This window comes from Streptomyces sp. 6-11-2 (assembly GCF_006540305.1).
GTDB lineage: Bacteria > Actinomycetota > Actinomycetes > Streptomycetales > Streptomycetaceae > Streptomyces.
In genome coordinates this window covers 3501722-3515439 of sequence record NZ_BJOR01000001.1, presented here as the reverse complement: position 1 = coordinate 3515439, position 13718 = coordinate 3501722, and the positions used below count along the sequence as shown (strand labels likewise).

The window sequence follows — 13718 nt, the reverse complement described above, 5'->3', positions numbered from 1 at the left end:
GAGAAAGCCGAGGGCCGCCGCACCCGGCAGGTGCGGCGGCCCTCGTTTCACGTGAAACACCCTCGTGAGGCGGTCAGGCGGCTAGTTGGTCGTGCCTCCGAAGAAGCCTCCGTTGCCGTTGCCTCTGTTGCCGCCTCCGTTGCCGTTGCCATTGCCACTGCCTGAATCGGTCGGTGACGGCGATGGGCTGTTGCCTCCGTCCGTACCGCCGTCGCCCGTATTACCGCCGTTGCTGTCGCAGCCGAAGAAGCCGCAACGCGACGGGGTCGGCGAGGGGGTCGGGCTGGGCTCGACCTCGCTGGGCGTGGGAGACGGCGTCGGGCTGGCCTCCTCGGTCGGGGTGGGCGAGGGCGTCGGCGTGGGGCTGGGCACCGGGTTGACGATCTCGCCGATGGGCTCGGGCTTCGGGAACTTCTCGGCCGGCACGCCCTGGAGTGCCTCCAGCATGTAGTCGTGCCAGATCTCGGACGGGAACGAGGCGCCATGGATCTTGTCCTGGCCACCCGTGCCGTACATCTCCTCGAACTTGCGCGACTTGTTCTTCTCGTTGTCGTCCAGCCGGAACATGCCGATCGCGGTGGAGAGCTGCGGGGTGTAGCCGACGAACCAGGCGGACTTGTTCCCGTCCGTGGTACCGGTCTTGCCGGCCACCTCACGCCCGGGCAGCTGGGCGTTGGAGCCCGTACCCTTCTCGACCACGGTCTTGAGGATGTCCGTGACGTTGTCGGCGACGGCCGGCGAGAAGGCCTCCTTGGGCTTGCCCTCGTGCTTGTAGACCTGCCCGTCCTTGCTGTTGACCTCCAGGACGGAGAACGGGTCGTTCTGCTCACCACTCTTGGCGAAGGTGGCATAGGCGCCCGCCATGCGGATGGCGCTGGGGTCGGAGATGCCGATGGAGAAGGACGGGAAGCCTGTGCCGGTCAGGCTGTTCTCCTTCAGACCGGCGTCGAGGGCGGCCTGCTTGACCTTGTCCAGGCCGACGTCCATACCGAGTTGCACGAAGGCGGAGTTCACCGACCACTGCATCGCCTCGCGCAGGTCGATCAGGTAGCTCGGGGGCTTTCCGCGCGACTCGTTACCGTCGTTGGTCTGCAGCCACTCCCCGTCCTTCTCATCCCTCCAGACGGTCCCGTCGTAATTCTTGATCTTGAGCTTGTTCTTACCGCTGAACCGGCTCTTGGGCGACACCTGGGTGCGTTCGTCCTGTGGCTGCGATTTGCCCCCGCTGGGGTCGCGGACTCCGTCCCGCATGGCCGCGGCCAGTACGAACGGCTTGAAGGTCGAGCCGACCTGGGCGCCGGTCGCGTCGGCGTTGTTGGTGAAGTGCCTGGTCGCGTCCTCACCGCCGTAGATCGCCACGATGGCACCCGTCTTCGAGTCCACCGAGGCCCCGCCGAACTGGACGTGCGTGTCCGTCTTCGGGCGCAGCTTGGGGTTGATGTTGGCCTTCTGGACCTTCTTGACCGCCTTCTCCAGCTTCGCGACCTTCTTCTTGTCGAAGGTCGTCCAGATCGTGTAGCCGCCCAGCCGCAGCTTGTCAGCGGTGAGGCCGGTGTCGTCGCTGTGGGTGATCAGATAGCTGTTGGCCAGGTCCACGAGGTAGCCGATCTGACCGCTCAGCTGGGTGTTCGACCGCGGGTACTTCCAGTCGGGGAGCTTGGTGTATTTGGCCCGCTCGGTGGCACTCAGATGGTTGCCCTGAACCATCTTGTCGAGCGTGTCCTGCATCTGCGTCAGGGCCCGCTGTGTGTTCTGCTCCGCGGTGGCCCCGGTGGGGTCGATGGAGGTCTGGCCCGCCGGGTCGTAGTACGTCGCGCCCTTGAGCATCGCGGACAGGAAGGCGCACTCGCCCGGGTTCAGGTCGATGGAGTCCTTGTTGAAGTAGGCACGCGCGGCCGCCTGGATCCCGTAGGCACCCCGGCCGTAGTAGGCCGAGTTCAGGTAGCCCGCGAGGATCTCCTTCTTGTCGACGGTGGTGCCCACCTTGACCGAGATGAAGATCTCCTTGAACTTACGGGAGATCGTCTGCGACTGGTCGTCCAGCCTCGCGTTCTTCACGTACTGCTGGGTGATGGTGGAACCACCCTGGGTCTGGCCACCGGTGGCCATGTTGAAGAACGCGCGGGCGATGCCCTTGGGGTCGACGCCGCTGTCGGAGTAGAAGGTCTTGTTCTCCTGGGAGATGACCGCCCACTGCATCGCCTCGGGGATCTGCGACAGGTTGACGATCTGCCGGTTCGTCTCGCCACCCGTCGAGACCATCGGCGTCTTGTCGGACCAGAGGTAGACGTTGTTCTGCGCGGTCGCGGTCGCGGCGACATCGGGCACGCCCACCATGGCGTACCCGATACCGGCGACCGCCACCATGCTCCCGAGGAAGCCGATGAACAGCCCCGTCACGAGCTTCCAGGACGGCACCCAGCGGTGCCATCCGTCCTTGCCCGCGCGCGGGTAGTCGACGATCCGGTTCTTGGCGGGCGGTGCCGCCCGGCCACGGCCGCGCCCGGGCCCGTTCGGGCCATCGGGTCCGCCGGGGCGGCCACGACGGCCGCCACCTCTCTGTGCCGCCCGCCGAGCGGCGGCACGACCCTCGTACGGGCGCTCCTCACCTCCCGCGCCATACGAATCCGACCCCGGGCCCGGCCCGTGGGAACCGGATCCATAGGAATCGGCAGGAGATCCGCTGGCGCCTCGCGGTGCCGCGCGGCGGCCGGAGGACGAGCCGGACTGGCCACGTCGGGCCGCGGCACGTCCGCCTCCCTGCGGCTGCGGCGGTTTGCGACGGTGCTCGCTCATCGAACGATTACTCCTCGGGCAGGCGCACCCTTGCGCGCCTGGAAACGGCGGCTGGTTTCCGGTCCCCCCGAAGTACGGATGTGGTCGGTCGTGTATTCACCCGTACCGCACCGGGGACGGGGACGTCCCCCGGGCGTCACTTGGTTCCCGGCGGTGTGCATGGCGCACAGACTACGCACTGGCCAAACCCGCTGAGCCTCGAAGTTCACCCCAAATCAGGCAACTTGCCTCCGACCGGCCTGCGATGTGATCCCGTTCACTCTGCCCCCTCTTGTCGCATCCAGGGCTGGGATCTATCGTCGTGATGTATCGAGTCGATACATCAGTCCGAGATAAGCACCGCCAGGGCATCCGGAGCGGCCTCCGCCGCCGCCGGATCGCGGGAGAGAGGAGGCGACGATGAGCCGGCGTTCCGGCATCCTCGAGTTCGCCGTTCTCGGCCTGCTCCGCGAATCTCCGATGCACGGCTACGAGCTGCGCAAACGACTCAATACGTCACTGGGTGTGTTCCGTGCGTTCAGCTACGGGACGCTCTATCCCTGCCTCAAGACGCTGGTCGCCAACGGCTGGTTGATCGAGGAGCCGGGGAACGCTCCTGAGGACGCCGTCTCCGCCGCGCTCGCAGGGCGCCGCGCCAAAATCGTCTACCGGTTGACGGCCGAAGGTAAGGAGCACTTCGAGGAGCTGCTCTCGCAGACGGGCCCCGACACGTACGAGGACGAGCACTTCGCCGCGCGCTTCGCCTTCTTCGGGCAGACGTCGCGCGACGTACGCATGCGCGTGCTGGAGGGCCGCCGCAGCCGGTTGGAGGAGCGTCTGGAGAAGATGCGCACCTCTCTGGCACGCACCCGGGAGCGCCTCGACGACTACACACTCGAGCTCCAGCGCCACGGGATGGAGTCCGTGGAGCGCGAAGTGCGCTGGCTGAACGAGCTCATCGAGAGCGAGCGGGCCGGGCGGGACCTCAAGGGTTCCGCCTCCGGGGGACCCGCGTCGCTGGACACCACCACTGGAACGACGGGCGGCCTGCCCCGGTCCGGGGAGTCTCCCCGGCCGGATACGCCCGACGACACCGCCACGTGAGGTCCCGTCGGGGCTTCACCGATTACACACAGGGAGCAACCGGAATGGGTTCGGTTCGCGTAGCCATCGTCGGCGTGGGCAACTGCGCCGCGTCGCTGGTGCAGGGCGTCGAGTACTACAAGGACGCCGACCCGGCGTCGAAGGTCCCGGGCCTCATGCACGTGCAGTTCGGCGACTACCACGTGCGTGACGTCGAGTTCGTCGCCGCCTTCGACGTCGACGCGAAGAAGGTCGGCCTGGACCTCGCGGACGCCATCGGCGCCTCCGAGAACAACACCATCAAGATCTGCGACGTGCCCAGCACCGGTGTGACGGTTCAGCGCGGCCACACCCTCGACGGTCTCGGCAAGTACTACCGGGAGACCATCGAGGAGTCCGCCGAGGCCCCGGTCGACATCGTCCAGATCCTCAAGGACAAGCAGATCGACGTCCTGGTCTGCTACCTGCCCGTGGGCTCCGAGGACGCGGCGAAGTTCTACGCCCAGTGCGCCATCGAGGCCAAGGTCGCCTTCGTCAACGCGCTCCCGGTCTTCATCGCCGGCACCAAGGAGTGGGCGGACAAGTTCACCGAGGCGGGCGTCCCGATCGTCGGCGACGACATCAAGTCGCAGGTCGGCGCGACCATCACGCACCGCGTCATGGCGAAGCTGTTCGAGGACCGCGGTGTCATCCTGGACCGCACCATGCAGCTGAACGTCGGCGGCAACATGGACTTCAAGAACATGCTGGAGCGCGACCGCCTGGAGTCCAAGAAGATCTCCAAGACGCAGGCCGTCACCTCCCAGATCCCCGACCGGGACCTCGGCGAGAAGAACGTCCACATCGGCCCGTCCGACTACGTGGCCTGGCTCGACGACCGCAAGTGGGCCTACGTCCGCCTCGAGGGCCGCGCCTTCGGCGACGTCCCGCTGAGCCTGGAGTACAAGCTCGAGGTCTGGGACTCCCCGAACTCCGCCGGTGTCATCATCGACGCCCTGCGCGCCGCGAAGATCGCCAAGGACCGGGGCATCGGTGGTCCGATCCTGTCGGCGTCCTCGTACTTCATGAAGTCCCCGCCGGTGCAGTACTTCGACGACGAGGCCCGCGAGAACGTGGAGAAGTTCATCCGCGGCGAGGTCGAGCGCTAGAGAGCGCTTCGCAAAACCGCTCCTGCCAGGGCTGTTGGGCCCCCGTCCGTGTACGCCGTGCGTGCACCCGGGGGCCCTCCCACATGTGAGGCTGTGCCCCATGGCCGTCGTCCGTGACCTGCGTGTCCTGCTGCGCTTGAGGAACTTCAGACGCCTGCTCGCCGTGCGGGTGCTCTCCCAGAGCGCCGACGGCGTCTACCAGGTCGCGCTCGCCACCTACGTCGTCTTCTCCCCGGAGAAGCAGACCTCGCCCGCCGCGATCGCCTCGGCGATGGCGGTCCTGCTCCTGCCGTACTCCCTGGTGGGCCCCTTCGCGGGCGTCCTGTTGGACCGCTGGCGCCGCCGCCAGGTCTTCCTCTACGGCAACCTGGCGCGTGCCGTGATGGCGACCGCCACGGCCGTGCTGATGATCGCCGCCGTGCCGGACTGGCTGTTCTACGTCTCGGCGCTGTGCGTCACCGCCGTCAACCGCTTCGTCCTCGCCGGCCTGTCGGCCGCGCTGCCGCGCGTCGTCGACGCCGAGCGGCTGGTGATGGCCAACTCCCTGTCGCCGACCGCCGGCTCCCTGGCCGCGTTCGCGGGTGGCGGTCTCGCCTTCGTCGTACGGCTGGCGGGAGCGGACTCCGACGCGGCCGTGGTGCTGCTGGGGGCCGCCCTGTATCTGTGCGCGGCCCTGACCTCACTGCTCATGGCACCGGATCTGCTCGGGCCCGACCGGGGGCCGGAGCGGACACGGCTGGGCACGGCACTGACCGTCACCGCACGCGATCTGGCGGCGGCTGTACGGCACCTCGCCGCGCCGTCCCGGCGTCAGGCCGCCTGGGCACTGGCCTCGATGACGTTGATGCGTTTCTGCTACGGGGCACTGACCGTCATGGTGCTGATGCTGTGCCGCTACGGCCTGACCTCGAACACACGGGAGGGGCTGCGTCTGCTCGGGCTGGCGCTGGCCCTCTCCGGCGCCGGGTTCTTCGCGGCGGCCGTGATGACACCGTGGGCGGCCGGCCGGCTCGGACCGGCCCGCTGGATCGCCGTGTGCGCCGGCTCCGCGGCGGTTCTCGAGCCCGCCCTGGGCCTGCCGTTCGCCACCGGCCCCCTGCTCGTCGCGGCGTTCGTGCTGGGGCTGACCACCCAGGGCGCGAAGATCTCCACGGACACGATGGTGCAGTCCGCGGTCGACGACGGCTTCCGCGGCCGGATCTTTTCCGTGTACGACGTGCTGTTCAACATGGCGTTCGTCGGCGCCGCGGGGGTCGCCGCGCTGATGCTGCCACCGGACGGCCGGTCGGCCCTGCTCGTCGTCATGATCGCCGTGATCTACGGCGCGGTTGCGGCCGCTATGACCCGCTTTGCAGGCCGATAAGTGTCACATCAACGCCACAGAGCCCCACTGGGTTACAGCAGTGTCAGGCATGGCCTGTAACTTACGTGCGTCTTATTTCGACAGCATGTTCCTGCCATCATGCCCAAGCTCCAGGGGGACCCCCAAGTGACCACTCCGCCGCCGCCCCAGGGCCAGAACCCGTACGCCCAGGCGCCCAACGCTCCCACGGGGCAGCAGCCCGGTCAGCCCGGATCCCCGCAGCAGCCCTACCCGCCGCAGGCTCCGTACGCCCCCTTCCCGCAGCAGCAGGGTGCACCGGTCCCGCCGCCCGTTCCGCCGAAGTCCGGGGCCAAGAAGGCGCTGGGCATCATCGGTGCGGTCGTCTTCGCCATCGCCATCCTCCTCGTCAAGTTCGGCATTGGCTGGTGGTTCAGCCAGAACGACGCCGAGACGACCTCGGTGGGTGCCTGCCTGCACAACAAGGGAACGGAATCCAACCCCGACCTCAAGGAGGTCGGCTGCTCGTCCAGTGAGGCCGAGTTCAAGGTGGTCCAGAAGTTCGACGGCTCCTCCGACGAGGACAAGTGCGAAGGCGTCAAGGGGTGGACCATCTCCTACATCCAGTCCGGAGGCGGGCACGACGTGGTGCTGTGCCTGAAGGAGACGCAGTAACACCCGGATGACCCATGACCGAGGGGCGATGTTTCACGTGAAACATCGCCCCTCGGCGTTTCTCGGGCCTGTGTTTCACGTGAAACACAGGCCCTCTTCACGCGACCTCAGCCCTGCTCCTCCTGCTCGGCCCACCACTCCTTGAGGGCCGCCACCGCCGCATCGTGCTCCATCGGGCCGTTCTCAAGGCGGAGCTCCAGCAGGTACTTGTACGCCTTGCCGACGGCCGGGCCGGGCTTGACGCCCAGGATCTCCATGATCTGGTTGCCGTCGAGGTCCGGACGGATCGCGTCGAGCTCTTCGCGCTCCTGAAGCTGGGTGATGCGCTCCTCCAGACCGTCGTACGCCCGGGACAGCGCGGCCGCCTTGCGCTTGTTGCGGGTGGTGCAGTCCGAGCGGGTCAGCTTGTGAAGGCGGTCGAGCAGCGGACCGGCGTCGCGGACGTAGCGGCGGACAGCCGAGTCCGTCCACTCACCGGTGCCGTAGCCATGGAAGCGCAGGTGGAGTTCGACCAGCCGCGAAACGTCCTTCACCAGCTCGTTGGAGTACTTCAGCGCGGTCATGCGCTTCTTGGTCATCTTCGCGCCGACCACCTCGTGATGGTGGAAGGAGACCCTGCCGTCCTTCTCAAAGCGGCGCGTGCGCGGCTTGCCGATGTCGTGCAGGAGGGCGGCAAGGCGGAGGGCCAGGTCGGGTTCCTCCTCCAGCGCCATTGCCTGCTCCAGCACGATCAGCGTGTGGTCGTAGACATCCTTGTGCCGGTGGTGCTCGTCACTCTCCAGGCGCAGGGCGGGCAGCTCGGGCAGGACATGGCCGGCGAGACCGGTGTCGACGAGCAGGGTCAGGCCCTTGCGCGGGTGGGCCGACAGGATCAGCTTGTTCAGCTCGTCCCGGACCCGCTCGGCCGAGACGATCTCGATGCGCCCCGCCATGTCCTTGATCGCCGTGACGATCTCGGGGGCGACATCGAAGTCGAGCTGAGCGGCGAAGCGCGCGGCTCGCATCATGCGCAGCGGGTCGTCGGAGAAGGACTCCTCGGGTGTGCCCGGGGTGCGCAGCACACGCGCCTCGAGGTCGCCGATCCCGCCGTGCGGGTCGATGAACGTCTTCTCCGGTAGCGCCACGGCCATGGCGTTGACCGTGAAGTCACGGCGGACGAGGTCCTCCTCGATGGAGTCGCCGTACGACACCTCAGGCTTGCGCGAGGAGCGGTCGTAGGCCTCGGACCGGTAGGTGGTCACCTCGATCTGGAAGCACCGGTCGACGTCCCCGACGCGGGCCTGCTTCTGCGCCCCGACCGTGCCGAAGGCGATCCCGACCTCCCAGACGGCGTCCGCCCATGGCCGCACGATCTTCAGTACGTCCTCGGGGCGGGCGTCGGTCGTGAAGTCCAGGTCGTTGCCGAGCCGGCCGAGCAGTGCGTCCCGGACCGAGCCTCCGACCAGGGCGAGAGAGAACCCGGCCTCCTGGAAACGGCGCGCGAGCTCGTCGGCGACGGGGGCCACCAGCAGCAGCTCGCTCACCGCGCGCTGCTGCACCTGGTTCAGGGCAGGGGAAGTGTCTTCGTTGGCGTTCGGCACAACAGAAAAGGGTACGTGGCCCGGGCGCTCGACCGCGCCGTCATTGTTCGGGCACCGGGCTCGGCCGGTCCGTCGGGACGACACCACCGGAGGTACCGCGGGAGACCTCTTTATTACCTGCTCAAACCCTGCCTTTGTGATGTAACGAACAGCATCCCCGGATACCGGCATATCCAGGGCGTCCACTCGTGTCCAGCGATCTTGAGACCGCCTCCGTGGCACTTCCCCTCGGCGCACATCGTTACCATGCGTGGACGCACATCCGACGACCACTGACGACGAGGGACGGGCGAGCGCGTGGCCGAGGCGGCAGAATTCCAGGGGACCAGTCCCTCACCTGCCCGCCGGCTGCGGCGTGCCGGGGCGCTGCTCGCCGGAGCGCCGCTGCTGGCCGCTCTGCTCCAGCTGCCCGCCATGCCGTCCGCACACGCCGCCGGGCAGGAGTCCCAGCAGGCCGCGTCGGGCTCGCGCACGGTGGCCGTCTCCCTCGACTCGCTCAGCCCCAGCGCCCCCTCGGACGGGGACACGCTGACCGTCTCCGGCACGGTGACGAACAAGGGCAAGCAGGCCGTCACCGACGCCCACGTGGGCCTGCGCCTGGGCCCGGAGCTGGACACCCGCTCGGCGATCGACAGCGTGGCCCAGCGCACCCGGTTCGAGCCGGGCTCCGACGGCCCCGAGGTCGGCGACAAGTACGTCCAGAAGTTCACCCGGCTCGCTCCGGGCGTCGCCCAGCACTTCAGCGTCTCCGTGCCGGTCGACAAGCTGAACCTCGGCACGAACGGGGTCTACGAGCTCTCCGTCTCGCTGTCCGGCCAGACCTCCGCCCAGCCCTGGGAGCAGGTCCTGGGCATCCAGCGCACGTTCCTGCCGTGGCAGCCGAACGACGCGGGCACGAAGACGAAGACGACCTATCTGTGGCCGCTCGTGTCCGACGTCCACATGACGGCCGAGACGGGCCCCGGAGCACAACAGACGCCGGTCTTCCTCGACGACGACCTCGCCAAGGACATCGCTCCCGGCGGACGCCTGGAGCAGATGCTGTCACTGGGCAAGGATCTCGACGTCACCTGGGTGATCGACCCCGACCTGCTGGCGTCCGTCGACGCCATGACCCGCAACTACCGCATTCAGACCGGCGACGGCACACCTGTGCCGGGCACCCATCAGGATGTCGCCAAGAAGTGGCTCGCCGAGCTCCAGCAGGCGGTGGCGGGCAAGGACGTCGTGGCCCTGCCCTTCGCAGACCCGGACCTGGCCTCCCTCGCCCACAACGGGACGAGCGTCACCGGCTCACTGAGTCAGCTCAAGGACGCCACCGACGTCGCCGCCAGCACGGTGGAGACAGTGCTCCACGTCAAGCCGAGCACGGACTTCGCCTGGCCCGTGGACGGCGCCATCGACCGGTCGATCGTCAAGGTCGCCACGTCCGCGGGCGCCGACAAGGTCATCACGCGCAGCGACAGCCTCCAGGAGACCGGCGGGCTCACCTACACGCCCTCCGCCGCCCGTCCGATCGGCGGCGGCACCACGGCGATCGTCGCGGACGCCCGCCTGTCGACGGCGTTCGAGGGCGATATGACGCAGGCCGGCGCCACCACGCTCGCCGTGCAGCAGTTCCTCGCCCAGAGCCTGGAGCTCGACAGTCAGACGAGCCGGCAGCGCAGCATCGTCGTGGCCCCGCAGCGCATGCCCACCGCCCCCCAGGCCCAGGCCATGGCGCAGGCACTGACCGCCCTCCAGCAGAGCACCTGGTCCCAGTCGCAGGACCTGAACGCGGCCGCCGCGGCCAAGCCGGACCCCGGCGCCACCACGAAGATCCCGCCCACCGCGGACTACCCCTCCTCGCTGCGCAAGAAGGAACTCGGGCGAGCCTCCTTCTGGGCGATCGCCAGGACGCAGGACAAGGTCGACAACTTCCAGGTCGTCCTCACCGACCCATCCCGGGTCGTCACGCCCTTCGGACGGGCCATGAACCGGGAGATGGCCACGTCGTGGCGCGGCCGGACCGGTGAGGCGTCCAGCTTCCGGGACGGCGTGGAGGCGTACCTCGACGACCTCTCCGAGCAGGTCAAGCTGATCGACAAATCGGAGACGAAGCTCTCCGGCCGCAGCGCCACGATCCCGGTGACGGTACAGAACAACCTGGTGCAGGGCGTCGACCACCTGATGCTGCGGCTCACCTCGACCAACCCCACCCGCCTCAAGATCGTCGGCAAGGCGTACGCGGAGCAGCCCATCGCGGTATCCGGCGGGCACAGCCAGTCCGTGAAGTTCACCACGTCGGCCAACGCCAACGGCCCGGTGACGGTGGTCGCCCAGCTCTACACGCAGGACGGCCAGGAATACGGCGCGCCCGTCACCTTCGACGTGAAGGTCACCGAGATCACGGCCACGGTGATGCTGGTCATCGGCGGCGGCGTCCTGCTGCTCGTCCTCGCCGGCTTCCGCATGTACACCCAGCGCAAGCGGGCGGCGGCCAAGGATGCCGCCCGGGACCCGCAGGTCGCCGGGAGCGCCGAGGAGGCGCAGGACGGTGGGGACGGCGCCGGAGAAGCCGGTGAGAGCGCGGACGAGCCGGAAGGCAGCGAGCCGGAGAACCTCGAAGGCACCGCCGGTCGTCTCACAGAAGAGTCCGGCGCCCGGTCCCGGGCAGACGACCCGGAGCAGCCGAGTGACCCGACACCGGACACCGCAGCGGAAAGCGCAGACCCGTCCGGCACGGGTGAGAAAGTGGACCGTTGAGGATGTCGTGGCCCGGAGGGCCCGGGACGATGAGGTGGGGTAAGCATGAACGCGCCGTACGACGGTGACCGCGGCCAGGCCGTGGGCGGCTCGGGTCACCCCGACGCGCCGCCGCCCGGGCACGGCCAGACGCCGCCGCAGCCTCCCGCGGACATGTACCTCCAGGACGCCTACGACGAGGACCCCTACCGGGCGCAGGACCTCACCGCCCAGGACCCGGTCGGCGAGGCGCTGTACGACCGCGCCGCGCACCCTCCGCCTCCCCCGGGCACGAACGGGCCGCAGCAGCCGCTGTACGGCCGCCCCACGCAGTCTCCGTACGCCCCCGACCCGCGTGTGTGGGCGCAGACCCCGCCGCCGGAGCCGTCGGGCCCCACCCAGCACCTGCCGCACGGCGAGGATCCCCGCACCACGCAGTTCGTCGGTGTCGACGACCTGGTCAGCCACTCCGGCGAGGAGCACCACGAGCCGGACGCCTTCGCCCACCTCTTCCGTGACCAGCAGCAGGGCGGCCGTCCGGACATGCGCCAGGGCGGCTACGGCCACCAGGGCCCGGGACAGCACGGGTACCAGCCACCGCAGGACATGAGCGGACGCCCGCAGATGGCCGTCCCCTCGGTTCCCGGCCCCGCCCCGGCCCCGGCCGCCGGTCAGGGACCGATGGGACCGTACGCCGCCGCACCGGCCGTCGCCCAGGCCCCTGCCCCGGCGGCCGAGCCCGCCCCTGCTCCGGCGGGGAAGAAGGGCGGGAAGGCCGCGGGACTACTGAAGTCCAGCGCCGTCATGGCGGCGGGCACGATGGTCTCCCGGCTCACCGGGTTCATCCGCTCGGCGATGATCGTGGCCGCACTGGGCACGGCCCTGCTGGGCGACACCTTCCAGGTGGCCTACCAGCTGCCGACGATGATCTACATCCTGACCGTTGGCGGCGGCCTGAACTCCGTGTTCGTCCCGCAGCTCGTCCGCGCCATGAAGGAGGACGACGACGGGGGCGAGGCGTTCGCCAACCGGCTGCTCACCCTGGTGATGGTCGCACTGGGCGCACTCACCGCCCTCACGATGATCGCGGCGCCGCTGCTGGTCCGGATGCTCTCCAACCCGGTCGCCAGCAATCCGGCGGCCAACGAGGTCGGCATCACCTTCACCCGGTACTTCCTGCCCTCGATCTTCTTCATGGGCGTCCACGTGGTGATGGGGCAGATCCTCAACGCCCGGGGCAGGTTCGGCGCCATGATGTGGACGCCGGTCCTGAACAACATCGTCATCATCTTCACGCTCGGCACGTTCCTGTGGGTCTACGGCACGTCCGCGAACTCCCACATGACCGTCGCGAACATCCCGCCGGAGGGCCAGCGCCTGCTCGGCGTCGGCGTGCTCCTCGGCCTCGTCGTGCAGGCACTCGCGATGATCCCGTACCTGCGCGAGACCGGGTTCAGGCTCCGCCTGCGCTTCGACTGGAAGGGGCACGGTCTCGGCAAGGCCGCGATGCTGGCCAAGTGGACCGTTCTCTTCGTCCTCGCCAACCAGGCGGGCGCCCTGGTGGTCACCCAGCTGGCCACCTCCGCGGTCGCCCGCACGCACATCGACGGCACCGGCTTCAGCGCCTACGCCAACGCCCAGCTGATCTGGGGCCTGCCCCAGGCCATCATCACGGTCTCGCTGATGGCGGCCCTGCTGCCCCGCCTCTCGCGCTCGGCCGCCGAGAACGACACGGGCGCGGTGCGCGACGACGTCTCGCAGGGTCTGCGCACGACGGCGGTCGCCATCGTGCCCATCTCCTTCGGGTTCCTCGCCCTGGGCATCCCCATGTGCACGCTGATCTTCGGCTCCTCGGGAACCGCGGCCGCCACCAACATGGGCTACATGCTGATGGCCTTCGGACTCGGCCTGATCCCGTACTCCGTGCAGTACGTCGTCCTGCGCGCGTTCTACGCCTACGAGGACACCCGCACGCCCTTCTACAACACGGTCATCGTGGCCGCGGTCAACGCGGGTGCCTCACTCCTGTGTTACTTCCTGCTTCCGGCCCGCTGGTCCGTGGCCGGCATGGCGGCCGTGTACGGTCTCGCATACGCGATCGGCGTCGGGGTCGCCTGGCGCCGGCTGCGCCAGCGGCTGGGCGGCGACCTCGACGGCGCCCGTGTGCTGCGGACGTACGCGCGGCTGTGCATCGCCTCGGTGCCGGCGGCACTGCTCAGCGGCGCGGCCTGCTACGGCATCGGCCACTCGCTGGGCCAGGGCGTCTTCGGGTCGTTCGTCGCGCTGCTGGCCGGTGGCGCACTCCTGCTCGGAGTCTTCTTCGTTGCCGCCCGCCGGATGCGCATCGAGGAAATCAACGGTCTCGTGGGCATGGTCCGCGGGCGCCTGGGGCGTTGAGTCGGGGGTAGGCGC

At 68.9% G+C, this 13718-nt stretch carries 8 protein-coding genes; 6 read left to right on the top strand and 2 right to left on the bottom strand.

What is annotated here, in order from left to right:
- Positions 1-81: 81 nt before the first annotated feature.
- Positions 82-2796 (bottom strand): transglycosylase domain-containing protein, encoded by a 2715-nt coding sequence (locus tag TNCT6_RS15135; RefSeq protein WP_141359874.1) that lies wholly within the window; start codon positions 2794-2796, stop codon positions 82-84.
- 399 nt (positions 2797-3195) lie between these two features.
- Between TNCT6_RS15135 and TNCT6_RS15130 the strand changes: the two genes are divergently transcribed.
- The 4 genes from TNCT6_RS15130 (at position 3196) to TNCT6_RS15115 (ending at position 7002) form a co-directional block, all read left to right on the top strand.
- Positions 3196-3879 (top strand): PadR family transcriptional regulator, encoded by a 684-nt coding sequence (locus tag TNCT6_RS15130; protein ID WP_141359873.1) that lies wholly within the window; start codon positions 3196-3198, stop codon positions 3877-3879.
- Positions 3880-3923: 44 nt separating this feature from the next.
- Positions 3924-5006, top strand: a complete 1083-nt coding sequence (locus tag TNCT6_RS15125) for an inositol-3-phosphate synthase (RefSeq protein WP_141359872.1) — start codon at positions 3924-3926, stop codon at positions 5004-5006.
- 100 nt (positions 5007-5106) lie between these two features.
- Positions 5107-6369: an MFS transporter gene (locus tag TNCT6_RS15120; protein WP_141359871.1), complete on the top strand. Its 1263-nt coding sequence runs from the start codon at positions 5107-5109 to the stop codon at positions 6367-6369.
- 99 nt (positions 6370-6468) lie between these two features.
- Positions 6469-7002, top strand: a complete 534-nt coding sequence (locus TNCT6_RS15115) for a hypothetical protein (RefSeq protein ID WP_141359870.1) — start codon at positions 6469-6471, stop codon at positions 7000-7002.
- A gap of 107 nt (positions 7003-7109) precedes the next feature.
- Here the strand turns inward: TNCT6_RS15115 and TNCT6_RS15110 are convergent, their stop codons facing one another.
- Complete coding sequence (locus TNCT6_RS15110) at positions 7110-8582, bottom strand: CCA tRNA nucleotidyltransferase (protein ID WP_141359869.1); 1473 nt, start codon at positions 8580-8582, stop codon at positions 7110-7112.
- A 297-nt stretch (positions 8583-8879) separates the two neighbouring features.
- Here TNCT6_RS15110 and TNCT6_RS15105 point away from each other — a divergent pair, with 297 nt between their 5' ends.
- Both TNCT6_RS15105 and murJ read left to right on the top strand, forming a co-directional pair.
- Positions 8880-11327 carry a DUF6049 family protein gene (locus tag TNCT6_RS15105; protein ID WP_141359868.1) on the top strand — a complete coding sequence of 816 codons (2448 nt, stop codon included), beginning with the start codon at positions 8880-8882 and terminating at the stop codon, positions 11325-11327.
- A 45-nt stretch (positions 11328-11372) separates the two neighbouring features.
- Positions 11373-13703: a murein biosynthesis integral membrane protein MurJ gene (gene murJ / locus TNCT6_RS15100; RefSeq protein ID WP_141359867.1), complete on the top strand. Its 2331-nt coding sequence runs from the start codon at positions 11373-11375 to the stop codon at positions 13701-13703.
- The last annotated feature ends 15 nt before the right edge of the window (positions 13704-13718 follow it).

Excerpts from the sequence above, each read along its gene's own strand:
- TNCT6_RS15135 (WP_141359874.1), bottom strand. The coding sequence starts at position 2,796 with ATGAGCGAGCACCGTCGCAAACCGCCGCAGCCGCAGGGAGGCGGACGT.
- murJ (WP_141359867.1), top strand. The coding sequence starts at position 11,373 with ATGAACGCGCCGTACGACGGTGACCGCGGCCAGGCCGTGGGCGGCTCG.
- TNCT6_RS15125 (WP_141359872.1), top strand. The coding sequence starts at position 3,924 with ATGGGTTCGGTTCGCGTAGCCATCGTCGGCGTGGGCAACTGCGCCGCG.
- TNCT6_RS15120 (WP_141359871.1), top strand. The coding sequence starts at position 5,107 with ATGGCCGTCGTCCGTGACCTGCGTGTCCTGCTGCGCTTGAGGAACTTC.
- TNCT6_RS15115 (WP_141359870.1), top strand. The coding sequence starts at position 6,469 with ATGCCCAAGCTCCAGGGGGACCCCCAAGTGACCACTCCGCCGCCGCCC.
- TNCT6_RS15130 (WP_141359873.1), top strand. The coding sequence starts at position 3,196 with ATGAGCCGGCGTTCCGGCATCCTCGAGTTCGCCGTTCTCGGCCTGCTC.